Annotated in this window: 31 protein-coding genes; 13 read left to right on the top strand and 18 right to left on the bottom strand. The window is 60.2% G+C overall.

Going from position 1 to position 23,203, the window contains the following annotated elements; all coding sequences use genetic code 11:
• The first annotated feature begins 184 nt into the window (after positions 1-184).
• Positions 185-403, top strand: coding sequence for a co-regulatory protein PtrA N-terminal domain-containing protein (locus GYA94_RS28480; protein ID WP_304363533.1), 219 nt, complete (start codon positions 185-187; stop codon positions 401-403).
• Positions 404-555: 152 nt separating this feature from the next.
• On the opposite strand, the gene merR is transcribed toward GYA94_RS28480, so the two are convergent.
• The gene (gene merR, locus GYA94_RS06380) at positions 556-975 is read right to left on the bottom strand and encodes a mercury resistance transcriptional regulator MerR (RefSeq protein WP_004574528.1); all 420 of its coding nucleotides are present in this window, start codon (positions 973-975) and stop codon (positions 556-558) included.
• A 71-nt stretch (positions 976-1,046) separates the two neighbouring features.
• On the opposite strand from merR, the gene merT reads away from it, so the two are divergent.
• The 8 genes from merT (at position 1,047) to GYA94_RS06340 (ending at position 5,192) form a co-directional block, all read left to right on the top strand.
• Complete coding sequence (gene merT, locus GYA94_RS06375) at positions 1,047-1,397, top strand: mercuric ion transporter MerT (protein WP_004574527.1); 351 nt, start codon at positions 1,047-1,049, stop codon at positions 1,395-1,397.
• 13 nt (positions 1,398-1,410) lie between these two features.
• On the top strand, positions 1,411-1,689 hold the full coding sequence (gene merP / locus GYA94_RS06370; RefSeq protein WP_004574526.1) for a mercury resistance system periplasmic binding protein MerP: 279 nt from the start codon (positions 1,411-1,413) through the stop codon (positions 1,687-1,689).
• A 12-nt stretch (positions 1,690-1,701) separates the two neighbouring features.
• A complete protein-coding gene (merC, locus tag GYA94_RS06365; protein WP_004574525.1) occupies positions 1,702-2,133 on the top strand; it encodes an organomercurial transporter MerC in 432 nt (143 codons plus the stop codon).
• A gap of 12 nt (positions 2,134-2,145) precedes the next feature.
• Positions 2,146-3,828, top strand: a complete 1,683-nt coding sequence (merA, locus tag GYA94_RS06360; RefSeq protein ID WP_004574524.1) for a mercury(II) reductase — start codon at positions 2,146-2,148, stop codon at positions 3,826-3,828.
• Positions 3,829-3,848: 20 nt separating this feature from the next.
• Entirely contained in the window at positions 3,849-4,265 is a 417-nt protein-coding gene (locus GYA94_RS06355; protein ID WP_004574523.1) for a hypothetical protein, read from the top strand.
• On the top strand, positions 4,265-4,627 hold the full coding sequence (gene merD, locus GYA94_RS06350) for a mercuric resistance transcriptional repressor MerD (RefSeq protein WP_004574522.1): 363 nt from the start codon (positions 4,265-4,267) through the stop codon (positions 4,625-4,627). Before GYA94_RS06355 ends, merD begins: the two co-directional genes overlap by 1 nt.
• Complete coding sequence (merE, locus tag GYA94_RS06345) at positions 4,620-4,856, top strand: broad-spectrum mercury transporter MerE (RefSeq protein ID WP_004574521.1); 237 nt, start codon at positions 4,620-4,622, stop codon at positions 4,854-4,856. The genes merD and merE overlap by 8 nt, the downstream gene beginning before the upstream one ends.
• Positions 4,857-4,979: 123 nt before the next feature.
• Entirely contained in the window at positions 4,980-5,192 is a 213-nt protein-coding gene (locus GYA94_RS06340; protein WP_004574520.1) for a DUF3330 domain-containing protein, read from the top strand.
• A 137-nt stretch (positions 5,193-5,329) separates the two neighbouring features.
• On the opposite strand, the gene GYA94_RS06335 is transcribed toward GYA94_RS06340, so the two are convergent.
• The 3 genes from GYA94_RS06335 to GYA94_RS06325 are packed head-to-tail and all read right to left on the bottom strand — an operon-like array spanning position 5,330 to position 8,979.
• Positions 5,330-8,326 carry a Tn3 family transposase gene (locus GYA94_RS06335; RefSeq protein ID WP_004574519.1) on the bottom strand — a complete coding sequence of 999 codons (2,997 nt, stop codon included), beginning with the start codon at positions 8,324-8,326 and terminating at the stop codon, positions 5,330-5,332.
• Positions 8,327-8,329: 3 nt separating this feature from the next.
• Positions 8,330-8,740 carry a putative toxin-antitoxin system toxin component, PIN family gene (locus GYA94_RS06330; protein WP_004574518.1) on the bottom strand — a complete coding sequence of 137 codons (411 nt, stop codon included), beginning with the start codon at positions 8,738-8,740 and terminating at the stop codon, positions 8,330-8,332.
• Entirely contained in the window at positions 8,740-8,979 is a 240-nt protein-coding gene (locus GYA94_RS06325; RefSeq protein WP_004574517.1) for a ribbon-helix-helix domain-containing protein, read from the bottom strand. The genes GYA94_RS06330 and GYA94_RS06325 overlap by 1 nt, the downstream gene beginning before the upstream one ends.
• A 201-nt stretch (positions 8,980-9,180) precedes the next feature.
• Between GYA94_RS06325 and GYA94_RS06320 the strand changes: the two genes are divergently transcribed.
• A complete protein-coding gene (locus GYA94_RS06320; protein ID WP_004574516.1) occupies positions 9,181-10,107 on the top strand; it encodes a recombinase family protein in 927 nt (308 codons plus the stop codon).
• Between the two features lie 110 nt (positions 10,108-10,217).
• Positions 10,218-10,592 (top strand): succinate dehydrogenase, cytochrome b556 subunit, encoded by a 375-nt coding sequence (gene sdhC / locus GYA94_RS06315; RefSeq protein ID WP_005005993.1) that lies wholly within the window; start codon positions 10,218-10,220, stop codon positions 10,590-10,592.
• 860 nt (positions 10,593-11,452) lie between these two features.
• Here the strand turns inward: sdhC and GYA94_RS06310 are convergent.
• The 5 genes from GYA94_RS06310 to GYA94_RS06290 form a co-directional block, all read right to left on the bottom strand.
• Positions 11,453-11,719, bottom strand: coding sequence for a hypothetical protein (locus GYA94_RS06310; protein WP_003464988.1), 267 nt, complete (start codon positions 11,717-11,719; stop codon positions 11,453-11,455).
• Positions 11,720-11,888: 169 nt separating this feature from the next.
• Positions 11,889-12,170 carry a DUF427 domain-containing protein gene (locus tag GYA94_RS06305; protein WP_003464986.1) on the bottom strand — a complete coding sequence of 94 codons (282 nt, stop codon included), beginning with the start codon at positions 12,168-12,170 and terminating at the stop codon, positions 11,889-11,891.
• 67 nt (positions 12,171-12,237) lie between these two features.
• The gene (grxC, locus tag GYA94_RS06300) at positions 12,238-12,510 is read right to left on the bottom strand and encodes a glutaredoxin 3 (protein ID WP_005005995.1); all 273 of its coding nucleotides are present in this window, start codon (positions 12,508-12,510) and stop codon (positions 12,238-12,240) included.
• 453 nt (positions 12,511-12,963) lie between these two features.
• Positions 12,964-13,710 carry a ferredoxin reductase gene (locus tag GYA94_RS06295; protein ID WP_002118292.1) on the bottom strand — a complete coding sequence of 249 codons (747 nt, stop codon included), beginning with the start codon at positions 13,708-13,710 and terminating at the stop codon, positions 12,964-12,966.
• The gene (locus GYA94_RS06290; RefSeq protein WP_002118288.1) at positions 13,703-14,350 is read right to left on the bottom strand and encodes a sulfite oxidase-like oxidoreductase; all 648 of its coding nucleotides are present in this window, start codon (positions 14,348-14,350) and stop codon (positions 13,703-13,705) included. The genes GYA94_RS06295 and GYA94_RS06290 overlap by 8 nt, the downstream gene beginning before the upstream one ends.
• Before the next feature lie 422 nt (positions 14,351-14,772).
• On the opposite strand from GYA94_RS06290, the gene GYA94_RS06285 reads away from it, so the two are divergent.
• Entirely contained in the window at positions 14,773-15,243 is a 471-nt protein-coding gene (locus GYA94_RS06285) for a TlpA family protein disulfide reductase (RefSeq protein WP_003464979.1), read from the top strand.
• Positions 15,244-15,568: 325 nt separating this feature from the next.
• Here GYA94_RS06285 and GYA94_RS06275 read toward each other — a convergent pair whose 3' ends face one another.
• The 3 genes from GYA94_RS06275 to GYA94_RS06265 all read right to left on the bottom strand — a co-directional run bounded on the left by GYA94_RS06275 (position 15,569) and on the right by GYA94_RS06265 (position 17,438).
• Entirely contained in the window at positions 15,569-15,859 is a 291-nt protein-coding gene (locus GYA94_RS06275; protein WP_005005999.1) for a DUF1330 domain-containing protein, read from the bottom strand.
• A 61-nt stretch (positions 15,860-15,920) separates the two neighbouring features.
• Complete coding sequence (locus GYA94_RS06270; protein ID WP_005006001.1) at positions 15,921-16,352, bottom strand: GlcG/HbpS family heme-binding protein; 432 nt, start codon at positions 16,350-16,352, stop codon at positions 15,921-15,923.
• A 72-nt stretch (positions 16,353-16,424) separates the two neighbouring features.
• Positions 16,425-17,438: a zinc-binding alcohol dehydrogenase family protein gene (locus tag GYA94_RS06265; protein ID WP_002118279.1), complete on the bottom strand. Its 1,014-nt coding sequence runs from the start codon at positions 17,436-17,438 to the stop codon at positions 16,425-16,427.
• Between the two features lie 75 nt (positions 17,439-17,513).
• Here GYA94_RS06265 and GYA94_RS27835 point away from each other — a divergent pair, with 75 nt between their 5' ends.
• Positions 17,514-17,681: a hypothetical protein gene (locus tag GYA94_RS27835; protein ID WP_016487060.1), complete on the top strand. Its 168-nt coding sequence runs from the start codon at positions 17,514-17,516 to the stop codon at positions 17,679-17,681.
• Between the two features lie 204 nt (positions 17,682-17,885).
• Here GYA94_RS27835 and GYA94_RS06260 read toward each other — a convergent pair whose 3' ends face one another.
• From GYA94_RS06260 to istB, 6 genes are all read right to left on the bottom strand, one after another.
• Entirely contained in the window at positions 17,886-18,854 is a 969-nt protein-coding gene (locus tag GYA94_RS06260) for a magnesium and cobalt transport protein CorA (protein ID WP_003464971.1), read from the bottom strand.
• Positions 18,851-19,555 (bottom strand): glutathione S-transferase N-terminal domain-containing protein, encoded by a 705-nt coding sequence (locus GYA94_RS06255; RefSeq protein WP_003464969.1) that lies wholly within the window; start codon positions 19,553-19,555, stop codon positions 18,851-18,853. Before GYA94_RS06255 ends, GYA94_RS06260 begins: the two co-directional genes overlap by 4 nt.
• Before the next feature lie 140 nt (positions 19,556-19,695).
• The gene (gene msrA / locus GYA94_RS06250) at positions 19,696-20,235 is read right to left on the bottom strand and encodes a peptide-methionine (S)-S-oxide reductase MsrA (RefSeq protein WP_003464967.1); all 540 of its coding nucleotides are present in this window, start codon (positions 20,233-20,235) and stop codon (positions 19,696-19,698) included.
• Between the two features lies 1 nt (position 20,236).
• Entirely contained in the window at positions 20,237-20,680 is a 444-nt protein-coding gene (gene msrB / locus GYA94_RS06245) for a peptide-methionine (R)-S-oxide reductase MsrB (RefSeq protein WP_003464965.1), read from the bottom strand.
• A 282-nt stretch (positions 20,681-20,962) separates the two neighbouring features.
• Positions 20,963-22,084 (bottom strand): ISAs1-like element ISPa60 family transposase, encoded by a 1,122-nt coding sequence (locus GYA94_RS06240; RefSeq protein ID WP_076611919.1) that lies wholly within the window; start codon positions 22,082-22,084, stop codon positions 20,963-20,965.
• Between the two features lie 354 nt (positions 22,085-22,438).
• A partial coding sequence (gene istB, locus GYA94_RS06235) for an IS21-like element ISPst3 family helper ATPase IstB (protein ID WP_161891984.1) occupies positions 22,439-23,203 on the bottom strand: 765 nt, incomplete at its 5' end.

The following is a 23,203-nucleotide window of genomic DNA, read 5'->3' as shown; positions in this document are numbered from 1 at the left end:
GGCGGATAACCATCAAAAACAGGTTTCGGGGTTTGGGGAGCAACGGAACAGAAAGTGCACTTAAGCCCTGCCATTTCCTCTCAGCGCCATAATCCAGGACCTTCATCTCCATCTCTCCTTGATTCCGTACTTAACTACGGAGATAGAGTCGGCTCGTGGGTAGAAAACCCGAGAGGAGGCTGTTATGAAATACCTAAGACTACTGCTGATAGTTGGTGCGACTCTGCTGTCATCCACCGTATGGGCCGAGAGCGGGAGCGACCGTTCAATCGAGCGAATCGCCGCTATGCGCGACAAGGCTGAGGCGGCCTTGGTGGCGGAAACCGCCAAGAAGATTGAGCAACTGGGGGCCACGGCGGCTGGCCGGGCCGAGGCGCAGCCCGGCTGTCCGCCTGCAAAGTAGAACATGAGCTGCTGATGCAGTACTAACCTGTGGCCTATGCAAGTGCTCCTTTGGCCATTCAGCGGCGCTCAATGAGCGCCGCTGTTTTGCCAAGCGCAAGCCGACCCCGGAGGTGCCTCACGCATCGGGAAATCCTCGGTTAACGCGCGGAGTCAGCGCAGTTCCTTTTCCCCCTGCAGCGAAACGATCAGCGGACAGGAAACCGTCCCGTGGCTCGCACAACAATCGTGAACCAGCCGCGCCAACACCGACTCGATCCGCCGCAGATCCGCGAGTTTCCCCCGCACATCCTCGAGCTTCTGCTCGGCGAGCACGCGCGCTTCGTCGCAGTGAGCGCCGTCATCCAATCGCAACAGCCCGGCCACCTCATCGAGGCTGAAGCCCAGTCGTTGCGCGGATTTGACGAATTTCACCCGGGCCACGTCCGCCTCGCCGTAGCGGCGAATGCTGCCGTAGGGCTTGTCCGGTTCGGGCAACAGCCCCTTGCGTTGATAGAACCGGATGGTTTCCACGTTGACCCCGGCCGCCTTGGCGAAGGCGCCGATGGTCAGGCTTTCCACAGTGTTTTCCATACTGCTTGACTCCGTACTTGACTACGGAAGTAACCTTAAACCATCGCTCACATGCTCGAAAGGAGAAATGCATGTCTGAACCATCAAACGGGCGCGCCCCTCTTGTCGCCGGGGGGCTTGCGGCGATTCTCGCCTCGACTTGCTGTCTTGGGCCGCTGGTTCTGATCGCACTGGGATTCAGCGGGGCCTGGATCGGCAACCTGACCGTGCTGGAACCTTACCGCCCGCTCTTCATCGGTGCGGCGTTAGTCGCGCTGTTCTTCGCCTGGCGACGCATTTTCCGCCCGGCTCAAGTCTGCAAACCGGGTGAGGTCTGCGCCGTGCCCCAGGTACGCACCACCTACAAGCTGCTGTTCGGGCTGGTAACGGCCTTGGTGCTGGTCGCGCTCGGCTTCCCCTACATCCTTCCCTTGTTCTACTGATCAGGAGTCCGCCATGAAAAAACTGCTTGCATCCTTCGCCCTCGCCACCCTAGTCGCCGCACCTGCCTGGGCGGCCACGCAGACCGTCACTCTGGCGGTGCCGGGCATGACCTGCGCCGCTTGCCCGATCACGGTGAAGAAGGCGCTGACCAAGGTCGAGGGCGTGACCAAGGCCGAGGTGAGCTATGAGAACCGCGAGGCCATCGTCACCTTCGATGATGCCAAGACCAATGTCCAGGCGCTGACTAAGGCGACCGAGGACGCCGGCTACCCGTCCAGCGTCAAGCAGTAGGCGGGCATTCCGATGGCAAACCCTTTCAATTTGTTCACGCGGATCGGTGACAAAGCCGGGTCCGTTGGCGTGCTGATTTCTGCCATAGGCTGTGCCTCGTGTTTCCCCGCCCTTGCCGGTCTGGGGGCCGCGATCGGTCTGGGCTTTCTGAGCCAGTGGGAAGGCCTGTTCATCACCACGCTGCTGCCGTTATTTGCCGGGCTGGCCCTGCTCGTCAATGCCCTCGGCGGGTTCAGTCACCGGCAGTGGCGACGCGCTGCGCCTGGCCTGATCGGCCCGGCCCTGGTGCTGATAGCGGTGTATTTGATGCTGGCTCACGGCTGGCGGAGCGGCTGGCTGCTCTATATCGGCCTGGCCCTCATGTTTGGGGTGTCCATCTGGGATCTCGTGTCGCCCGCCCACCGCCGTTGCTCCCCGACGTCCTGTCCGACTCCGCCAAAATGAAGGAATAACACTATGACCAAACTACAAATCGTCGGCATGACCTGCGCCTCCTGTGTCGAGCATGTGAAAGAGGCCTTGGAGAAGATCCCCGGCGTGCATCGGGCGGATGTTTCCTACGCCAGCGGGAAGGCCGAACTGAAGGTCGACGAGGGCGTAAGCCGTGAACAGATGCAGGCCGCCGTCGAGGCCCTGGGGTATCGAGCGGCGTTCGAAGACGCCACGGCACCTACCCGCTCAGGCCTGCTCGACAAGGCGCGGGGCTGGTTGAGCGGCAGCATTGGCGCCGGGAAAGATGGCGACAGGCTCCACGTGGCGGTCATCGGCAGCGGTGGCGCCGCCATGGCGGCCGCGCTCAAGGCGGTGGAAGGCGGTGCGCGCGTCACCCTGATCGAGCGCGGCATCATCGGCGGCACCTGCGTCAACGTTGGCTGCGTGCCCTCCAAGATCATGATTCGCGCCGCGCATGTGGCCCATCTGCGGCGCGAGAGCCCGTTCGACGCCGGACTGTCCACCACGAGCCTGACCGTCCTGCGCGAGCGGTTGCTCGCCCAGCAACAGGGTCGTGTCGACGAACTGCGCCACGCCAAGTACGAAGGCATTCTGGAGAGCACGCCGGCGATCACCCTGGTACGCGGCACCGCCCGTTTCCAGGACGGCCGCACGCTCAGCGTGGAACTGGCCGAGGGCGGCGAGCGCATCGTCGCCTTCGACCGCTGCCTGATCGCCACCGGCGCGAGCCCGGCCGTTCTACCGATTCCCGGACTCAAGGACACCCCGTACTGGACCTCGGACGAGGCGCTGGCGAGCGACACCATTCCTAAGCGGCTCGCCGTGATCGGCTCCTCGGTGGTGGCGGTGGAACTGGCGCAGGCCTTTGCCCGGCTGGGCAGCAAGGTCACGGTCCTGGCACGCAGCACGTTGTTCTTCCGCGAAGATCCGGCCATCGGTGAAGCGCTGACGGCAGCCTTCCGTATGGAGGGCATCGAAGTGCTGGAACACACGCAAGCCAGCCAGGTGTCCCACGTCGACGGCGAGTTCATCCTGAGCACCAATCATGGCGAGCTGCATGCCGACCGACTACTCGTCGCCACCGGCCGCACGCCCAACACCCAAGGCATGAATCTGCAAGGCGCCGGCGTGAAGCTGGACGAACGCGGTGCCATCCAGATCGACTCGGGCATGCGCACCAGTGCCCCGGATATCTATGCGGCCGGCGACTGTACCGACCAGCCGCAGTTCGTCTACGTGGCGGCGGCCGCAGGCACCCGTGCGGCGCTCAACATGACCGGCGGCGAGGCGAAGCTCAATCTCGACGCCATGCCGGCCGTGGTGTTCACCGATCCGCAGGTGGCCACCGTGGGCTACAGCGAAGCGGAGGCGCACCACGCCGGCATCGAGACCGACAGCCGCACCTTGACCCTGGATAACGTGCCACGCGCACTGGCCAACTTCGACACGCGGGGTTTCATCAAGCTGGTCATCGAGGAAGGTAGCGGACGGCTCATCGGCGTGCAGGCGGTGGCCCCGGAGGCGGGCGAACTGATCCAGACCGCCGCCATCGCCATCCGGGCGCGGATGACGGTGCAGGAACTGGCCGACCAGTTGTTCCCCTACCTGACGATGGTCGAGGGGCTGAAGCTCGCGGCGCAAACCTTCGCCAAGGACGTCAAGCAGCTGTCCTGCTGCGCCGGGTAATGAGCGCGCGAGGTTGAAGCATGAACGACACGGCAAGCGATCTCGGCAGTCGCGACAGCCTGCGCAAGACCTGGCAGGTAATCAGCTTATGGGGGCTGCCTGCCGTCGTGGCGACCATAGCGCTTGTTCTGGCGGATCGACGCCCTGCGTTGTTCCTGGCAGCGAGCGCCGCGCTACTCGTGATGGGCGGCGCCTGCCTGGTCAACGCCGCGCGCTGTCGCCGCCTTCACTGCTACATCACCGGGCCGTATTTCCTGATGCTCGCGCTGGGTGCGCTGCTGGCTTATGGGTTTGCCCCAAACGGCGAGTATCACTCCCGGCTGTGGTTGCTCCTGGCACTAGGGGTTACGCCATTGCTCATCTGGCTACCTGAACGCCTAGCCGGAAGGAAATATCTGAGCGCCCTAGTTTGCGGGGAAGACCGGGAGTGTCGGTGATGAATGCCTACACCATATCCAGACTGGCCGAGGACGCGGGCGTCAGCGTGCATGTGGTGCGCGACTATGTGCTGCGTGGCTTGCTGCACCCCGCGCGGCGCACGGAGAGCGGTTACGGCATTTTCGATGAGCGGTCCCTGGCGCGTCTGCGCTTCGTGCGCGCCGCCTTCGAGTCTGGTATCGGGCTCGACGAATTGGCACGGCTCTGCCGGGCGCTCGATGCGGACGATGGCGCCGACTTGATCGGCTGCGTCGAGTGCCTGCTCCGGCTAGTCACGGCACGGCAGGCGGCCTTAGCCGCAGTGGCAACCCAGCTGGCCGGGCTGACTCATTGCGCCGGCGAAGGTTCTGCCTATGCGTAACGCCGATCACGTTGAGTCAAGCAAGGTCTTCCGCTGGCGTGCTTACACCTGGGGCGTGCTCGCCGCGCTCACCTGCCCTTGCCATCTGCCGGTGCTGGCATTGCTGCTTTCGGGGACAGCGGCCGGCGCGTTCGTCAGCGAGCAGTGGAGCCTCGCGACGCTCGTGCTGGCGGTTTTCTTCATCCTCTTCCTGCGAGCGGCATTGCAGGCCTTTCGGAAGCGACCGTGACCCGCTCGGAGCACGGCGCGACCACCACTGCCGAGTTGGGCAGGGAGGCTGCAGGTCGATCGGCGCTCAGTCACGGGGGGAAAGCGTTGCTAGGTTTTCTTGGACGATGGAGGAACCCCCATCATGAACACAAACAACACCTCCACCATCAGCTGCTGCGAATGCTGCAAGGACATTCCCCTTGACGCCGCACTGACGCCGGAAGGTTCCGAGTATGTCGTGCACTTCTGTGGCCTGGAGTGCTATCAGCGTTTCATGTCGCGAGCAGATAAGAGGGCGGCATCCGAGCCTGATCACCCCTGCACACAAAAGGTCAGTACCCGTCAGGACGGCTAATTCGCGCTGCACCGGAAAAGTGGCTCTTGCTGGTCGCAGAAAGCGTGAGCCCGAGGACTCCGTCAGTCGCAATCCGTCTGAGCTGGAAGTGGCATCGAGTGCGGTGCCCGGCCGATTTCGAACCCAGGCCGTTACACCTACTGGTCGTCGTCCGGATTGCGCAGCGGCCGCAGTTCGCCGCGGGTAACCTCTTCCGGCACCGCGAAGGAGTAACGGCCCAGCATGTTGATGTGCTCGTGGATCAGTGGCGAGAGCCGCGCGACATCCTCCTCCAGCACCGGGTAGCCGTGCTGCCTGAGCCGTTCTACGGCCGCCGTCATGTAGAGGGTGTTCCACAGCACGATGATGTTCACCACCAGGCCGAGGGCGCCGAGCTGGTCCTCCTGGCCTTCGCGGTAGCGCTGGCGCAGCTCGCCGCGTTTGCCGTGGAACACGGCGCGGGCCAGGCTGTGGCGGCCTTCGCCCCGGTTCAGCTGGGTCAGGGTGGCGCGGCGCTTGGACTCGTCGTCGATGTAGGTCAGGGTGTGCAAGGTCTTCTCGATGCGACCGAACTCAGCCAGCGCCTGGGCCAGGCGGGTGGGACGATCCCCTGTTTGCAGGGTGCGCATGATGCCGGTGGCCGGCACTCGGCCGAGCTTGAGCGAGCCGGCCAGGCGTAGCAGGTCGTCCCAGTGCTCGGCGATCAGATCGAGCTTGACCGACTGCCGGGCCAGGCCGTTGAGTTTGCCGTAATCCGCCTCCGGGCGCGTGCGCCAGAAACGGGTACCGCCGACGTCGGCCAGGCGCGGGCTGAAGTGGTAGCCGAGCAGGCGGAACAGCCCAAACACCACATCGCTGTAGGCCCCGGTGTCGGTCATGATCTGCGTCGGCTGCAACTCGGTCTGCTGTTCCAGCACCACGGCCAGCAGCACCAGGCTGTCGCGCAGGGTGCCGGGCACGGTGATGGCGTTGAGGCCGGAGAACTGATCGGAAATCAAGTTGTACCAGGTGACGCCCCGGCCGGTGCCGAAATACTTCGGGTTGGGGCCAGCATGCACGGTGCGCACCGGTACCACGAAGCGCATGCCATCGGCGGAGGCGACCTCGCCGCCGCCCCAGACCTGGGCCAGCTCCAGTTGGCTCTGCGCCCCCACCAGAATGGCGTTTGCCACTGACAGCGTGTCGTCACGGATATAGTTCTGGCTGACCCAGGACAGCCGGTCGCGGCGTAGCGCCTGATTGTCGGTGCGGATCAGCGGCTCCAGGCCGGTGTTGCAGGCCCCACCCAGCAGCACCGCGCAGAGGCTGGTGACCAGGTTGTCGGCCCGCGCATTGCGCTCGGACACATGGGTGAAGGCCTCGGCGAAGCCGGTGCGAGCGGCGATTTCCAAGAGGATTTCCGGCAGATCGACACGCGGCATCAGATCAGCCACGGCTGCTCGCAGTTGCAGCAGCGAGTTCGGCTCCTCCAGCTTGTCCAGTGTGCCGAGCGAGAGCTCGGTCTTGCCCTCGGCGTTCTCGCTCAGCTGGATCGCGGGGTTGTCGGGTAGGCGGGCCGCGACCGCCTGCCAGGTCGCATCCAACTCGGCGCTCAGCGCATCCAAGGTGGTGCCGGCGTCAATGGTCAGGCCCAGCGAGCGGCAGATGATCGGCCGCGCCGCCAGCCATTCGGCACCGTCGAGCAGGCCGAGACGCGGGTCGGCATAGCGCCAACTGGGCGAGACGAACACGTCGCGCCGGCGCAGGGCCGTGCGCAGCGCATCGAGCGTGCAGAACACATAGGCGCCCATGTCGAGGGAGCCATCCTCGCGGGTAATGTGCTTCTGCCAAGCCTTGGCCACGATCTCCTGCGGCGCGTCATCCTCCGGTTTCCGGCGGGGCAGGTTCAGCTGCAACCAATCCAGGCCGGCGACCACGCCTTTGCCGGCCGGGCTGAAGCCGAAGCGGATGTGCTTGAGCAGGTCGGGCAGGAAACGGCGCACACTGCGGTAGCGCGCCTCCAGGGCGAGAAAATACACATCGTCAACCGGGCGGATCAGCGCATTGACATCTTCCAGGGCTTTCTCCAGCGAGGCCCTCGGCAGGTCGTTGAACAGCCGGGCGCGCACGTTGTCATCGCTGATTGAGCTGTCCAGCACGACCTTGCACGCGGCGGCGAGCGTCGCCGCCGAGCGATCCAGGTCTTTCAGGCTGCGCATGCGGGCTTTCTTGTCGGCCTTCTCCGCGTTGCTGAACAGGTCGCGTAACAGCGCTTCCAGGACCTCCAGGGCGTCGTCGTGCGCGGTGGCCTCCAGGCACAGGGCGAACGCCACCAGTGTCGCCATCCGCCGCGACGCCGGCAGCCGGTTGATCGCCGTGACCTTGGCGGTGTTGGCGAAGCGAGCCAGGGCCGCGATACGGCTGGGCGGGATGTGCGCCGCCGCTGGCAAGGCGATGCCGATGCCGCGCACGTCATCAAGCCGGCGCAGCGCCCGAATCAGTGCGGGGCCACTGACCATCACCGGGCCGGAGCGCAGTTGATCCAGCCGGGAACTGCGGTTGCCTTCGGCGACCAGCAGCAAGTCCTGTAGCTGCTGCCGTTGCGCCTCGCTCACACTGCGGCCAAGGGTTAGCCAGAGGCGTTCTTCGACCCGGCTGCGCAGTTGGGCGATGAACCGTTCCAGAACGGTGACGCCGGGCAGTAAAACCTTGTGCGTCAGCAACCAGGTCGTCGCCCGATTGAACAACTCGCCAGGACGATCTGTCCCTGTCCAACAGAGCGCATACAGCCAGCGGGCAAGTCGAAAGCCGACGCTGGAATCAGCAAACACCCGATAGCCGTAACGCTCCTGAATCTCGGCGGCATGACGTTGACGTTGGCGGGTTTCGGCATAGGCCAGGATACAAGTTGGATCGGTAATGCCTAACTGGCGACTGAGCGCTTGCAGCACCTCTTGGGGGACGGCTGAAAAGTCGTCGGGAAAAGTGCCCAGGTAGCGGATGCTGGTCAGTTGGGTGGCGTAGCCAAGGCGGTTGTGCTCGCCGCGCAGCGGTAGGAGGATTTTGTGGTCGTCGTCGCTCAGGTGGAAGTAGCGTTCCAGCTCCTCACGACTGGGGGCATCGACATAGCGGCCAAAACCGTCGCGTTGCTCCTGGGTCAGAAAACCGACCGGCATCGATCACAGCACCTCGGCGCAGAACACGGCGGGCGTGACAATCCGCGTGCGTTCGATGTGCCCGCGTTGCAGCAGGCCGGCGCGGCGATCACCGGTCACCAGGTAGTCCGCATCGCCTGCCAGGGCCATGGCCAGCAGAAACGAGTCATCCGGATCATCGGCTTCGACCTCGATGGTCAGACGCTCCAGTACCACAGCCCGTTGCAGGTTATTGATCATGGCTCCCACTTTGGCGGGCTGAAGGATGGCCTGGAGCTTGGGGTAGCGGCTGGCTCGGCGGATTTCATCGAGCTGCATCCGCGAGGTCACTACCTCGAAACGCGCCGCCCGCCAGGCACGGTAGATCGCATCGGGCGCGCCATGCGGCGAGATCAGTGCGCTGAACAGGATGTTGGTATCCAACACGACCCGCATCAGCGCTTACGTGCCCAGTCGAGCGCTTCGTCAACCGCTTCGGTCAGCTCTGCCTCGCTCAGATGGGCATTAGCGGCCTTGGCCTGTTCGGCCGTCAGTTCCAGGATGTGGGCCCGCACCGCCTCTTCAATGAAGCGCGACAGGTCGCCTTTCCGGCCACCGCCCTGGCTGGCCAGAAACATCCGAAGCGACTGGTCGGTGTCGGCCGAGACGGCGACATTCCAGCGAATCGTATTCATGGCGTTCCCCGCTAGTAGGTGTTTGTGTGTTTATACGCCAATCACAAAGGGCTATGCAATGGTTCAAAAAAACCTTCGTTTTGCCGAACTTTAAGTGGACAGGAATCGGCTGGTTAACCTACCTGCGCTACGGTTCAAATAACTGGTACGCTTAATCAAAGTTCAACTATTACTAACGTAGTCGAGTAAACGGTACTTTTGATGAAGATCGGTTATGCGCGGGTGAGCACTCGGGATCAGAACGCCGACCTCCAGGTCGATGCCCTGAAACAGGCCGGGTGCGAACGCATCTATCAAGACATCGCCAGCGGCGCGAAAAGCGCCCGGCCGGAGTTGGACAAGTTGCTAGCCCATGTTCGAGCGGGCGACACCGTGGTGATCTGGAAGCTGGATCGCCTCGGGCGCTCCCTCAAACACCTGGTCGAGCTGGTCGGCGAGCTGGCAGAGCGCAAGGTCGGCTTGCAGAGCCTGAATGACCCAATCGACACCACCCACGCCCAAGGTCGCTTGGTGTTCAACCTGTTTGCCTCGCTGGCCGAGTTCGAGCGCGAGCTGATCCGCGAGCGGACTCAGGCGGGTTTGTCGGCCGCGCGGGCGCGGGGCCGGATCGGTGGCCGTCCCAAGGGCCTCCCAGCCAAGGCCGAGGCCACCTCCATGGCGGCCGAGACGCTGTACCGCGAGGGCCGCCTGAGCGTCAGCGCCATCGGCGAGAAGTTACACATCTCCAAGAGCACGCTGTACAGCTACCTGCGCCATCGTGGTGTTGAGATCGGCGCACACCAGAAGAGCGCCCAGCCGCGAGGTCAGCAACGCAATGTCGCGTCGCCGGCAGAGCCCGCCGCCGAGCAGGTGGCCACCGTCACGCTGCGCCTGGCGGTGGTGAACAACAGCAAGTTCGTTCGCGGCCGGAAACGGGCCAAGGAAAATATCGAGCGCTACTGCTTGGAGCCCTACAGTATGAAACGGCTGGAGTCGGGCAACTACGAACTGGCCATTCCGTATCGGAGCGACGATGAGCTGGACAAGACCGTGCATGACTTGCTGACCGAGATCAGCCAGGAAGCCGACATGCGCAACTGCTTTATCGAAGCCGATGCCTGGGAAGAAGGCTCTGAACGGCGCTGGTAGGGCTTAAGTGCACTTTCTGTTCCATTGCTCCCCAAACCCCAGTTACAGCTGCTATGATGAATGAGATCGAAAACTGAAATCCCCCACTAGAATTGTTGACTGGAGTCAAAATGAATAAAAAGCGGCCGGTTAATCTTGATATTCGAACCATTCAGCTTCCTCTCACGGCGCTTACATCGATTCTGCACCGGATTTCAGGAATTATGCTCTTTATTTTTCTGGGACTGATACTGTATATGCTGAGCAAATCGTTGGAGTCAGAAAAGGGTTTTAATGAAGTCAAGGAGATTTTTTCTTCACCTTTCGGCAAAGTTAGTTTCTGGTTGGTATACTCTTCATTTATTTATCATCTCGTAGCCGGAATTCGACACCTAGTTATGGATGTGGGTGTTGGTCATACTTTGAAAGGCAGCAATCGCGCCTCTACTATTGTTTTAGTAGTGTCGGGTGTTTTAATGGTTGCTGGCGCCGTATGGATTTGGTAGCTGTGGAGTCGTAATGCGTATTTACAAGGACTAAAAGCGTCCTTTAAAGCTAACTTACGAAAGTATTTATAATCGACGGTTCACGCTTAAACGGTTGAATCCTTTCGGGCTTCCGAATAGCTGTTAGCTGAAAGCTATCATGAGCTAAGTTTTCTGTGCATCATCAAATGTGTTAATGGGAGCGCCATAGTACTAGGTACAAATATGGCTCTAGGACAATGTTAGATGTTTTGGATTTTGAGGCGGATCGCTCTTATCGAAGATCGTCTAATTCGCTCTGAAGCGCAGGTTTTTTGAAACTATCACCTGGTTGGCACACTGTGCGAATCAACATCAGATATGAGAAAGCCAATCAGGTGAACACTACCCTCGAGGGCTCATCTGTCCAGTTAAAGCCTCGAGTCTTTCTGGGTGCGCAAAAGACAAGAAGGTTATATGGGAAAATTATGAGGCCTGGATACCATGCGTCATGGGCGTGCCGATGCTGTGAGTGACAGAGCGAGAAGCAAGTGAAAGTCCCTGAAGTAGGGGCGGGATGCGCCCGAGTGGCATTTTTTGTCTTAAGGTAGATCGCGTAGCTGTTCTTCAGAATAATCTTCAGAGCGTTGACGACAGCCATCGCTGTGCATTCCTCAAGAATAGAATGTGTCGGAAGGGTGGCGTCATTGGTGTTAGTCATCGCTTAGGATTTCTCAATCTGGCTTACACGGGCGCCTGTACCGATATCCCCGCGGATGGCGACGTATCGATGTTGAATTCCTCGCCAGACGAAGTGCAATGAGCTGCGGCTATAGGCTTGCGCAGCCTTAGATAGCCGGCCGTCGCAGGCGCGCCGGTTGGCCGGGATCTTCTTCTGCCCGTCAGGTGTCCGGTCGGAACTCCAGCACGAACGCTACGACCTTTTCGGCGGACATTTCGCACGGCTTCAACAATGTCCTATCTGATGTAACGCGGAAGAGGTTGAAGCTGACAATGTCAGTCCCGTCCAACTCCCTGGCGAACAGACTGTTGCGACGTCCGTCCCCAGATCGCCGGACGATCAAGCTGAAACGCCGGCCTTCATAAGTCCCTTCTCTGTATCCCTCCGCAAGCTTCGCGAAAGCGGCATCGAACTCGGAATGCTCCATGTCATCCATCCTTATTGATAGAACAGAGGCGCGGCGGGTGCGAGACCGCCAGTGCCGGGTCGCGCTAAGGTGCCGGGCAGATTCCTGCAGCCGACGAGGCCCGGGGTGGGCAGGATAATTGAGATGTCGGCGCCCGCATGGCTATCAGCGAAGTCGTCCGTCCAGTCTGCTAGGCAACGTCCACGCCTTTCCAGAAAGCGATGTAATCCCGGATACCCTCGGCATCCGGAGTGGGGGCGGGATAGGTCCAAGCGGCGTTCACGTTGAGCGCGTCACCCGCGCGAACATGAAAGAAGCGCGCGGCGCCTTTGATCGGACAGACAGATGTGTGCGGGCTCATCTCAAGCAGGCTCAGGTCGACTCCTGACGGTGGGAAGTAGTGATTTCCCTCGACGATGACTGTTTCGTCGCTTGTGGCGATAGTAGTGTCTTTCCAGATGGCTGAGACCAACGGACTCTCCTTTTGTATTCATCAACCGGCGAAGGCTCGCGGGCTGGCTGCCCCAAGCCGCACCTCCTCAGGTGGCAGGCGGGTTGCGTCCGAGAAGTTTGTCGAGCTCGCCTCTGACATCGAGCGCGAATAGCTCATCGGAGCCACCGATAAGGGTGCCATTGATGAAGATCTGCGGCACGGAGCTTCGCCCCGACGCTTCCGCCATGGCCTGCCGGTGAGCCGGATCCGCCTCAATATCGAGCTCCTTCCATCGCACGCCCTTTTCCTTGAGGAGCGCCTTCGCTCGGCGGCAGAACGGGCACCAATTCGTGGTGTACAGCAATACATCAGTTGTCATATTGCATCTCCGGCAGTTGCACGCGGATCGCTGTCATGGCGTTGATCTCCAATTCGCGGCGTTCAAAGATGGCGACTGCACCTTGGCCGACATCGGAGCAGATGCTGACGATTGGCCGCTATCCAGGCGACATGGCCCAAAGTGCTTTCACCGCCAGGCAGAGGCCGCACGCGCCTCCTGTAGCGCCGAGCCGATGCTCTAAGGTAACCGAGCCTCGATTGGGACGGAAGCGGTCCCGCTCGAATCGCCCATCATGCTGGTCGAGCATATCAGGACGACGGATAGTGCAGGAACTTTCAAATTGAGCTTGATGTCGAGCCAGGTATCGCGAGCGAAGGCGTTCTAGAGGCCGGGGGGTACGAAGACTGTGTTCGGCAAAACGGTTCACGTTGATCGCCAAAGCTTCCCAGGGCGCACGTCTACGATCGGCGCGACGTGAGATAGCTCGCGCCGCTAGCCCCCGTAGCGCTCCGTCTTGATGATGGAGGCGTCCAAGCCCGCCAGCAGCGCGCTATCGGTTGCGATGTTGACGAATCCGTTAGACCCGCAGACGAACACTTGCGTCGGCTTTCCCTGAAGCCTGGTTAGAATTTCTTGGACCATCATGCCGTCGATCCGTCGCGCAAAGTCCGATGCGCGAACCGGTTTCTCGCGCGTAATCGCGAGCGCCAGGACGAACGCCGGATCGCTGATTTCGATGCAATGAAGTTCTTCTGAGAAGAGAACGTCCTCGGCGGTTCGTGCGGACAGGAGCAACGCTGTCGGAACGGCTTGGGCCAATGCGCGGCGCTGCCGGATCATTGCCATCAACGGCACGAGGCCGGAGCCTCCCCCGATCAACAGAACCGGATCTATGGCAGGCTCAGGCCAAAGGAAATGGCCACCGAGCGGACCGCGAACTTCGATTTCGTCACCAATCGCCGCGATGTCGTGAAAAAACGGCGAAACTTCGGCATCCGGCATGCGCTCGATAGCTATCTCGACGATCGGGGTCGAAACTGCCGATGACGCGATCGAGTAGCTGCGCATTGCACTGTAGCCGTCGGGCGCGGTCAGCCGGATATCGACGTGCTGACCTGCGGTGTGCGCGAACGGCTTGCTCAACCGAAGGAAGAAGCTCTTGATACTCGGTGTTTGCTGGATGATGTCGTCGATCACGCATGATTGCCACGAACGGACTTGCGCTTCGTTTTCAGTCATGGGTGTATCGTTGTTCGCGCCACGGATCGCCGTAGATGTGATAGCCGTGCAGCTCCCAAAAGCCGGCCTCGTCACGCGTCGTGAATTGCAGCGCATTCACCCATTTGGCGGATTTCCAGAAGTAAAGGTGCGGCACTAGAAGACGCGCCGGCCCCCCATGATCGCGGGAAAGTGGCTTGCCCGCATAACTGAGGGCGACCATCGCTTTCCCGGAAAGCAGATCCGTCAGAGGGACGTTTGTCGAATAATTATCGTAGCAGTGCGCCAAGACGAAATCGGTAGGCCGATCAAGCTCTGCATCTGCAAGGATGTCTTCAATGAGTACACCCTCCCAAACGGTATCCAGTTTGGACCAAGAGGTGACGCAGTGAATATCCTTTGTCACCTGGGTCTTTGGTAGAGTGTTGAATTCGCCCCAATTCCACGTTTTGACGGGCTTCGGACCAATTTTGACTGTGAATTTCCAGTCGGAGGGCTCTACCCTCGGCGTAGGGCCGGCCGACAGAACAGGGAAATCCTCCACCAGATGCTGACCTGGCGGAATCCGATCGGACTGGTCGCCTGAACCGCGACCGGTGAAACCTCTGGTGACCATAGTGACCCCTCTTGCTCGATACGGCAGACCGAAGCCGGCCTTCATTTCAGTACTCTGCGTAAAGCATTTGCCCGCACATCCGCCGAATAAGCCAATCGACTAAAAATCAGATACAGATGCTCTATCATCGTAAAAAATCGCGTATCGAACATAGCGTCAGGCCAGCATGATTCCCAATACCCAATGGCTATAGGGTAGATAACCCCAAGGCTGCGTACGCTGATCTGCGGTATGCGGAGCGGAAGTTGCAGGTTCGCTCTCAAACGGATGGGCAGCGTGCAAAGCTCAAGGCTCACCAGCGCATGGTTGCCCAGTTCGCGCTCGCCGGCAGCTTGAGTATATTAAGGACGAAATGTCGATCTGATCTATTCTGGCTTCAGGAAATAGGGAAAATAAGGTCGGACGTTCGCGCACCGTCGCGACGCGCGATCATCCACTAAGCTTCTGTATCGGGGTTGGAGGATCAGATGAACGAGATCGAACGACAAGCGCCTGAGCTGCGGGTGCAAAAATGGATTGGCAAAGATGGGGAAAGTATCGCGCCGTTCAAACTGTCAGATATCGGGCCCGGCCCGAAAATCTTGTTTGCCTTCCAGCATTGGTGCCAAGGTTGCCATTTGCATGGGTTTCCGACGCTACAAAAGTTGCATGCAGCGTTGAGCTCAAAAGACGTGGGGTTCGCAGTGATCCAGACCGTCTTCGAAGGAACGCATGAGAATACCTTCGAGAAGTTGCGCGTGAACCAGCTCAAGTATGAGCTTCCTATCGTTTTCGGTCACGACGAGCAACCGACCGGCTCGCCGTTTCCAACCTTCATGGAAGACTACCGCACACGAGGAACTCCGTGGTTTACGGTTATCGACGCTGGCGGTAGCATTGTTTTCTCGGACTTCCATCTCGACGCGGAGCGACTAGTGAAGCAACTTGAGCAAGGTTAATCGTTGGAAGGTGGGCAATCATCCTGATTGCCACCCATCCCCTGATGCCCACTACAGGCGTTGCGCGCTGTAACTCTGTTGATCAGCGTGCGAAAACCCGGATCCGGATAGGAGGAGCGTCAACGATTGAATCAATCCGTTGGGAGAGGGCGGCTCCGCTCCGTCAGCTCGGCAATAGATAACCCATTCTCGCCGAGCAACTCTCTGATCCGATCGACGATATGAGCCCCTAGCGCCGCTGTCTTGGTCCCCCCCACAGATTCCCAAGATGCGAGTTCACACGCCGATACCTCGTGGTCAGCGCCGAAGTGCTTCTGTCGGTATGTCACCGCCGCCCTTCAATGATAAAGGCGCGGTAACGGGAACCGGCAAAGCGTTGAGCAGCGATGGTTTGGTAGGCGGGACTGTCATACCAGTCGCGAGCGGCCTGCATCGTCGGGAAACGCAAGATTACGGCCCCTTCGATGGGCGGCCCCTCCAAATGCTGGATCGCGCCATAAGCGGCGAGAAAGGTAACGTCGTGACCATCGAACGATGGTCCGACGCCTGCAGAATAGGTTGCGAGTGCATGTGGGTCGCTGGTTTCTTCCCGCGTAAAGACGACGAACGCTTCCATCATTAGGCCTCTCAAAGGTTGGATCTGTTGGCCATTACCACCGGTGATGGCCTCACAGTCGTCAGGCTGGCAACTGGAACCCGATTTTCATGAGTGCCTCGACGCACGCATCCTGATCCTGCTGATAGTTGCCTCCGGAGATGCCTATGCCGCCGATCAACTTCCCATCCTCCAGAATCGGATAACCGCCGCCGACAGCGACCATCCGAGGGCGATAGGCTAGCGGCGCCACTTTTGGATCGTTGGTCACATAGTCGTTCCAGACATGGGTCGGGAACCCAAACGAGGCGGAACTCCAGGCCTTGTCGATGGCAACATCGACGGTAAGGAACGGCGCATCGTCGGTGCGCTCGAACGCGCGCAGGTTACCGGTGGCGTCGACGACGGCGACGGCAGCCGGGATGCCGATGGCACGGGCCGCAGCGAGCGCCGCGTCGATGAGGGCGACTGCGGTTTCGCGGTTGATCGAGGCGGTGGCAATAGATTTGGTCATGGGATTCTCATCGCTGGGGCATAACCCGTTCGGCTTTTTGAGGTTGGACAAGATGTTTGGCGATCGCGGTCGTTAGAAGCCTTCGAGGACGATCTTGCCTTTAGCCGCGCCACTTTCGATCAGTGCATGCACCGTCTTCAGATTGGCGGCATTGATCGGCGACAGTCGCCGGGTCAGCGTCGTGCGGATTTTGCCGTCGTCAACCAGCGCTGCCATCGCATCCAGAATCTCGCCCTGCTCATTCATGTCGGGCGTGCCGTAGATCGACCGCGTGAACATCAGCTCGTGGTGGATCGACACCGCCTTGCGCTTGAAAACCATGATATCGAATGCCTTGGGATCGTCGATCAGTCCGAACCGTCCTTGTGGGGCGATCAGTTCGGCGATGTCGGCGACATGTTGCTCGGTATGTGTGGTCGAAAAGACGAAAGCGGGAGCACCGATGCCGAGTTCGGCGATCTGTGGCGCGAGCGGACGAGAATGGTCGATGACGTGGTGAGCTCCAAGCCCTCTTACCCACTCTTGGGTTTCCGGTCGAGAGGCTGTGGCGATGACGGTGAGGTCCGTGCGCTGTCGCGCGATCTGGACGGCGATCGACCCAACCCCGCCCGCGCCACCGATGATGAGGATCGCCTCCGCCGCACCGGGTACGGGCTTCGCCACGTCCAGGCGGTCGAACATCGCCTCCCAGGCCGTCAACGTCGTCAGCGGCAGCGCCGCCGCTTCCGCCCAGGAGAGCGACGCAGGTTTGTGACCGACAATCCGGGCGTCGACGAGATGGAACTCCGCATTGGTACCGGGCCGTGTGATCGATCCGGCATAATAGACCTCGTCGCCTAACTCGAACTGCGTGACGTCGGGGCCGACCTCGCGCACAATCCCGGCGGCATCCCATCCCAGCACCTTCCAATCGCCATCTGCCGGCGGCGTGCTGTTGCGGACCTTGTAGTCGACCGGGTTGACCGAGACGGCCTTCACCTCAACCAGGATATCGTATCCTGCAGCGACAGGCCGAGGCAGATTGATGTCGACCAGCGCGGCATCCGCGGCGATGGGTCCCGGAACCTTGTAACCAATGGCTTTCATAAATGTCTCCAGCTTGCTTGATCGGATGACGCGAATGCTCGTTAGTCAACTTCTTCTACATTGAGGTCCCGACTCTTGAACTGGGTCGCGGTAGCAGATTTCATCGAACACGTCGATCAACAGGCCCTTATGCTCGGTCGCCGGATCGGTGATCGCGTAGAGGGTGGAGGCGTTATCGCCATCATCACCGCTTCCGAGGCGAAACGCCGCGTCGACGCAGATGCCGCACGGACCGATGGTTGATCCTGGCTCGAGATCGACGAGATTGCTGTCCTTGACGCGCTATTCGCGGTCTTAGCCCTTGGCGATGAAGGACTGAACTGCTTGTAGAGCGTCGGTCAGCTGCTATGTCATGGACGCACCTTCATCTTGAGTTGGATTGGACAAGCTTCCGTATAAGGCCCGCTGTAACCGTCAGATGACGGCGAAGAAAACGATGGGCAGTATTCACAGCCACTTAGCCTTCTTGAAGCGCACAAATAGGAAAACGCACGATATCGCTATCACTCCGAGCACGACAAAGTATCCGTAGGCCGTGTCCAGCTCCGGCATGTGCTTAAAGTTCATGCCGTATATTCCAGCGATCGCCGTCGGGACTGCCAGTATTGCCGCCCAAGCCGCCAGCTGGCGGGTGATCACCCCCGTCCTTTGCGCTTCAAGAAGGCTGCTGGCCTCAAAGACCGTGGACAGGACAAGCAGGAGGCCGTCGACCATGGACTGCACGCGGTGGACATGGTCCGCGACGTCGTGGAAATATGGTGTCATTTCGGCGCTGATGCAGGGAAAGTGGCCGCGAACGAGCTTTCGCACCAGCTCGGCCATAGCCCCGAGCGTGCGCTGGAACCGCGTGAGTTCGGACCTTAGTTCGAAGATTCGCGCCACCTCTTCTGGCCCGAGGAAATCGTGCAGCGACCGTCGCTCCATCGCCAGGACGTCGTCCTCGATCATTTCGAAGATGGGCAGATACTGGTCGACCACGCGATGCAAGATCGCGTGCAGCACATAGTCGACACCCTTGCCGAACTGCGTCGGCGATGCCTCGAGTTGCTCCCGAAGTTTGCCCAGCGCTCCGGCATTGCCGTGCCGCACGGTGATAAGGTGATTGTGACCGGTGAAGATCGCCATCTTGCCGTAGCTGATCCGGTCGCCGACCAGCTCGGCGGTCTGCGCGACGACGTACAACTCATCGTTGTAGACCTCGAGCTTGGGCGGGCACAGCGGGTGCATCGCGTTGTCGATCGCCAACGGATGAAGATTATATGTCCTTTGGATCGCGAGTAGTTCCTCGGGGGTGGGTTCGCTAAGCGCGATCCAGCAGAAGCCCGAGCGACTCTCGCCCAACTTGACGTGCTCATCGAGCGCGATTTCGCGAACTCGCTTGCCTTCGTTGTAATAATAGGCGGCGATGATGCTCATGCTGGCCTCGCGGGAATGTGGAGGCCACGCTGGACGGCCGGTCGAGCCAGCCCGCGTCCAAGCCATGCGCGGACGTTCGAAAAGCTGCTGAGGCCAAGGATGTCACCCGCAGCGTAGAATTCCACCAGCGCATTCACCCAGCCGAGCGTCGCGATGTCCGCGATCGAATAGTCGTCGACGATCCAGTCGCGGCCTTCCAGCCGGCGATCCAGAATCCCCAGCAGACGCGTGGATTCGTCGATAAAGCGCTGTTGCGGCCGCTTGTCCTCATAGTCCTTGCCGCCAAATCGCAGGAAGAAGCCGAGCTGACCGAACATCGGCCCGATGGCCGACATCTGAAAGAACACCCACGCTAGGGTCTCGTAACGCTGGCCTGGTTCGGTGGAGATGAACTGACCCGTCTTGTCGGCCAGATAGAGGAGGATCGCACCGGATTCCCATAAGGCGATGGGTCTACCGTCAGGGCCAGCCGGATCGATGATCGCCGGTATGCGTCCGTTCGGGTTCAGCGACACGAACGCCGGATCCTTCGACTCGTTGTTCGAGATGTCGATCAGGTGGGGCTCGTACGCCAGGCCAGTCTCCTCAAGCATGATCGAGACCTTGACGCCATTGGGCGTAGGGGCTGCGTAGAGTTGCAGGCGATCGGGATGAGATGCCGGCCAGCGCTGCGTGATCGGAAAGGACGAGAGGTCTGGCATAAATCTGCGATCCTGGTGTTGCGATGGCGACTGACTGGAACGAGCCGTCACTCTGAAGTAGGGTTCGATGACCGCGTCGCTGAACGACGCGGTCACGAAGATTGCGGACCGGATCGGCGCAGTGGCAACGGCAGTGAAGCCTATTCCGCCGCGGTCCCGGCCGCTGGCTGTACGTCGTCAACCTTTTGGCGCTTCGGAAGCACCCAGCCGGGACGGACGAAGTGGCAGGTGTAGCCGCCCGGGCGCTTCTCCAGATAATCCTGGTGATCGGGCTCGGCCTCCCAGAACTCGCCGACCGGCTGGACCTCGGTCACCACTTTGCCATCCCACAGCCCCGAGGCATCCACATCGGCGATCGTATCCTCGGCGACGCGCTTCTGCTCCTCGTCGACATAATAGATGCCCGACCGGTAGGAGAGCCCACGATCATTGCCCTGGCGGTTCAGCGTCGTCGGATCGTGGATCTGGAAGAAGAATTCCAGGATGTTCCGGTAGCTCGTCACTGTCGGGTCGAAGACAATCTCGATCCCCTCGGCATGCGTGCCGTGATTACGATACGTGGCGTTCGGAATATCGCCGCCCGTGTAACCCACACGGGTCGAGATGATGCCGGGCCGCTTGCGGATCAGATCCTGCATGCCCCAGAAACATCCTCCTGCGAGAACAGCGCGCTGATGCATGTTAAGCCTCCTCTACTTGATCGAGATATTCACCGTATCCCTCGGACTCCATCTCGTCGCGCGGGATGAAGCGAAGGGACGCTGAGTTGATGCAGTACCGCAGACCGCCGCGGTCGGAAGGACCATCGGGGAACACATGGCCGAGATGACTGTCTGCGTGTACTGACCTGACCTCCGTCCGGACCATGCCGTGTGCGCTGTCCCGCACCTCGTTCACGTTTGCCGAAACGATCGGCTTGGTGAAGCTGGGCCAGCCAGTACCCGAATCGAACTTGTCCGTCGAAGCGAACAGTGGCTCTCCCGACACTATGTCGACGTAGATGCCAGGCTCCTTGTTGTCGTTGTACTCGCCCGTGAAGGGCCTTTCGGTGCCCGCCTCCTGGGTAATTCGGTGTTGCTCGGGAGTCAGGTGGTCGATTGCTGTCTGTGACTTTTCAAACTTCATTACAGTCTCCAATACTTATCTAGAGGGCCAGGCACGCTACCGCTAATTTTTTATGTCTCCTGATTTGCTCCTACAATGGTAGTGGGATGGCAAACGAGGTTTTACTAAGTGTTGGAAAATTAGAGATTTAAATTTCGCGTCTATTAGTTCTAGCGCAACTGAGTGGTTAAGCAAGTACGTAATCAGTAAATATTAAAAAAATAACACAAAAGCACGATTATATAATACAGTGTCAGTGTTTTATGATAATCAACAACGCCTGTCAAGGCAATCGCATGAAGCTCACCTGAGACCTAATAGTTCAGCCCGATAATCATCAGAGGTTGCAGCAATCAGCCTTCGTGCCTTGATGCCACCCTTGCGCTTGACCGGATCCAACCGGATCAAATTCAATGTAAGTTGCTTGAGAACGGCCATGTTGTGGGCAGCATGCCCGGTTCGGATCCGCATCTGATCGTCACCAAAAATGACATCCATGCACCAGTGGACGCGGTTCTCCACGCCCCAGTGCGCCCTGATGGCATGTGCGATGCGCTCTGCATCCGGAGCAAGACTGCTGATGTAGTAACGGCGCTCCAGGCTGGTCTGGTTGCCCACAGTCCGCTCGGACTCCAGCATCACGAAAGTGCGCAGTCCTGGCCAGCGTTCTGGCTGTGGCAGGCACTGGAGTTGGTCGAAAACATGGCTGCGACGAACCTCCAGCCGGCCATGGTCCTTCTCGACATGCTCGAAGTGCGCATGGGGTACCCGGGCAGGATCGCCGTCCAAAAAGGTGTCAGCGAAGTCATCGATCGCTTCGGCCAGCTTCGGCTGGTTTCCCTTGATGGCCAGCAGATAGTGCGCCCCGCGATCGAGAATGGCCTGTGCAATGTCCGGCTGGGTACCCATGGCATCGATCGTCACGGTGCAGCCCTCAAGCGCCAGTGTGGCCAGCAGCTCAGGAATGGCGGTCTTCTCGTTGGACTTCTGGGAGGTCGCCCTCTGCCCGAGAATCAGCCCTGAATCAGCCGCAAAAGCGCTGACCAGGTGCAACGGGGCCGTGTTTTTCTTGCCGGAGCGGCGACTGGTCTTGCCGTCTAGGGCAACCACTTGCGGAGAAAGGGCCGGTAGGATCGCCGCAACCCAACAGCGGAAGGCCTGCTCGAACTCCTCTGGATCGATCAGGCTGAATAGCCGTCCAAAGGTGTCGTGTGAGGGAATGCCGTGGGGTAGTTTCAGAATACGGCGGAACCAGTCCAGCCGCTGCTCAGCCCAGAGTTCGATTTCGATGAAGGTGTCAGCGCCGGCAAGCACGCCGCAGATAGCCACGACCAGTGTTTCGACCAGGTCGTGACGAATCTTGCCCTGCTGACGGGGATCATTGATGGCGACCAGAACATCGGAGATTGGTATGTGATGCGACATTGCAGGGCATCCTGAGTAGAGAGGCGCTCAGGATGCCCGCTGGGAAAGGACTCATTCAAATCGGCAGGCGTTCATGCGATTGCCCTGCAACGCCTGTTTAGATGCTGGTAGATGCGAATTCCTTGGCGTACAGTCAACAGTTTCAGCTGGCGGCTTAGTGTGTTGGCGCTGATGGAAAATTGACCCACCCTGCCGATTGAAATTTGACCCAGAGCGGATTGCTGATTTTGTTACCAGCAACTGTGGATAAGTCTACCAGCGCAGCTGCTTTTGAACCCACTCCTTCGTTAGCCCAGTTCAGCTGTTGAAGACCTGCCACATGCAGCCATGTAGCAGGCCGTCGTCGCCATGAAATCAGAACGGCTCATCGTCCTCCGGTTCCTGGCCGCCCTTACGCTTTCGCTCCCGTGATTTGATCTTGGCCTGGGCCGCCAAGCTACTGTGTTGCAGGCGATAGGACTCGTTACCGGTTTCGACGATGTGGCAGTGGTGGGTCAGCCGATCCAGCAGGGCGGTGGTCATCTTGGCGTCGCCGAACACGCTCGACCATTCGGCGAAGCTCAGGTTGGTGGTGATCACCACGCTGGTGTGTTCGTACAGCTTGGATAGCAGGTGAAACAGCAACGCACCGCCGGCCTGGCTGAAGGGCAGATAACCCAGTTCGTCGAGGATGACCAGATCCATGCGCAGCAGAGCTTGGGCGATCCGCCCGGCTTTGCCGTCGTGCTTTTCGCGCTCCAGCAGATTGACCAGATCGACCGTGGAGTAGAAGCGCACGCGCTTGCCGTGCCGGGTGATGCCGGACACGGCCAGCGCAGTGGCCAGGTGGGTTTTACCGGTGCCAGGCCCACCGATCAGCACCACGTTCTGCGCGGTGTCGGTAAAGGCCAGACTGGCCAGTTCGCTGATCAAACGAGCGTCTGCGCTGGAGGCGCTGAAGTCGAAGCCGGCCAGATCGCGGTGCATCGGCAGCTTGGCCATGTTCATCTGGTGGCTCACCGAGCGCATGGCGCGATCTGTGTGCTCTTGTTCCAGCAGGTGTTCGAGCAGCCACTTGGACGAGGCTGTGTTCGACTCACCCTGTGCAGTTAACTCCGCCAAGGCCGTGGCCATGCCGTG

Origin of the sequence: Pseudomonas juntendi (assembly GCF_009932375.1) — a bacterium.
Taxonomy (GTDB): domain Bacteria; phylum Pseudomonadota; class Gammaproteobacteria; order Pseudomonadales; family Pseudomonadaceae; genus Aquipseudomonas; species Aquipseudomonas juntendi.
Note: the sequence above shows the minus strand (reverse complement) of the source record. Positions and strands in the feature narration are given on the sequence as shown.

Excerpts from the sequence above, each read along its gene's own strand:
- sdhC (WP_005005993.1), top strand. The coding sequence starts at position 10,218 with ATGAATAAAAAGCGGCCGGTTAATCTTGATATTCGAACCATTCAGCTT.
- merT (WP_004574527.1), top strand. The coding sequence starts at position 1,047 with ATGTCTGAACCATCAAACGGGCGCGCCCCTCTTGTCGCCGGGGGGCTT.
- GYA94_RS06340 (WP_004574520.1), top strand. The coding sequence starts at position 4,980 with ATGAACACAAACAACACCTCCACCATCAGCTGCTGCGAATGCTGCAAG.
- GYA94_RS06270 (WP_005006001.1), bottom strand. The coding sequence starts at position 16,352 with ATGACCAAATCTATTGCCACCGCCTCGATCAACCGCGAAACCGCAGTC.
- merE (WP_004574521.1), top strand. The coding sequence starts at position 4,620 with ATGCGTAACGCCGATCACGTTGAGTCAAGCAAGGTCTTCCGCTGGCGT.
- GYA94_RS06335 (WP_004574519.1), bottom strand. The coding sequence starts at position 8,326 with ATGCCGGTCGGTTTTCTGACCCAGGAGCAACGCGACGGTTTTGGCCGC.
- GYA94_RS06265 (WP_002118279.1), bottom strand. The coding sequence starts at position 17,438 with ATGAAAGCCATTGGTTACAAGGTTCCGGGACCCATCGCCGCGGATGCC.
- GYA94_RS06295 (WP_002118292.1), bottom strand. The coding sequence starts at position 13,710 with ATGACTGAAAACGAAGCGCAAGTCCGTTCGTGGCAATCATGCGTGATC.
- GYA94_RS28480 (WP_304363533.1), top strand. The coding sequence starts at position 185 with ATGAAATACCTAAGACTACTGCTGATAGTTGGTGCGACTCTGCTGTCA.
- msrB (WP_003464965.1), bottom strand. The coding sequence starts at position 20,680 with ATGAAGTTTGAAAAGTCACAGACAGCAATCGACCACCTGACTCCCGAG.
- merP (WP_004574526.1), top strand. The coding sequence starts at position 1,411 with ATGAAAAAACTGCTTGCATCCTTCGCCCTCGCCACCCTAGTCGCCGCA.
- merD (WP_004574522.1), top strand. The coding sequence starts at position 4,265 with ATGAATGCCTACACCATATCCAGACTGGCCGAGGACGCGGGCGTCAGC.
- GYA94_RS06290 (WP_002118288.1), bottom strand. The coding sequence starts at position 14,350 with ATGAAGGCCGGCTTCGGTCTGCCGTATCGAGCAAGAGGGGTCACTATG.
- GYA94_RS06355 (WP_004574523.1), top strand. The coding sequence starts at position 3,849 with ATGAACGACACGGCAAGCGATCTCGGCAGTCGCGACAGCCTGCGCAAG.
- GYA94_RS06320 (WP_004574516.1), top strand. The coding sequence starts at position 9,181 with ATGAAGATCGGTTATGCGCGGGTGAGCACTCGGGATCAGAACGCCGAC.
- merA (WP_004574524.1), top strand. The coding sequence starts at position 2,146 with ATGACCAAACTACAAATCGTCGGCATGACCTGCGCCTCCTGTGTCGAG.
- GYA94_RS06240 (WP_076611919.1), bottom strand. The coding sequence starts at position 22,084 with ATGTCGCATCACATACCAATCTCCGATGTTCTGGTCGCCATCAATGAT.
- msrA (WP_003464967.1), bottom strand. The coding sequence starts at position 20,235 with ATGCATCAGCGCGCTGTTCTCGCAGGAGGATGTTTCTGGGGCATGCAG.
- GYA94_RS06260 (WP_003464971.1), bottom strand. The coding sequence starts at position 18,854 with ATGAGCATCATCGCCGCCTATTATTACAACGAAGGCAAGCGAGTTCGC.
- merC (WP_004574525.1), top strand. The coding sequence starts at position 1,702 with ATGGCAAACCCTTTCAATTTGTTCACGCGGATCGGTGACAAAGCCGGG.
- merR (WP_004574528.1), bottom strand. The coding sequence starts at position 975 with ATGGAAAACACTGTGGAAAGCCTGACCATCGGCGCCTTCGCCAAGGCG.
- grxC (WP_005005995.1), bottom strand. The coding sequence starts at position 12,510 with ATGACAACTGATGTATTGCTGTACACCACGAATTGGTGCCCGTTCTGC.
- GYA94_RS06310 (WP_003464988.1), bottom strand. The coding sequence starts at position 11,719 with ATGGAGCATTCCGAGTTCGATGCCGCTTTCGCGAAGCTTGCGGAGGGA.
- GYA94_RS06255 (WP_003464969.1), bottom strand. The coding sequence starts at position 19,555 with ATGCCAGACCTCTCGTCCTTTCCGATCACGCAGCGCTGGCCGGCATCT.
- GYA94_RS06330 (WP_004574518.1), bottom strand. The coding sequence starts at position 8,740 with ATGCGGGTCGTGTTGGATACCAACATCCTGTTCAGCGCACTGATCTCG.
- GYA94_RS06285 (WP_003464979.1), top strand. The coding sequence starts at position 14,773 with ATGAACGAGATCGAACGACAAGCGCCTGAGCTGCGGGTGCAAAAATGG.
- GYA94_RS06275 (WP_005005999.1), bottom strand. The coding sequence starts at position 15,859 with ATGGAAGCGTTCGTCGTCTTTACGCGGGAAGAAACCAGCGACCCACAT.
- GYA94_RS06325 (WP_004574517.1), bottom strand. The coding sequence starts at position 8,979 with ATGAATACGATTCGCTGGAATGTCGCCGTCTCGGCCGACACCGACCAG.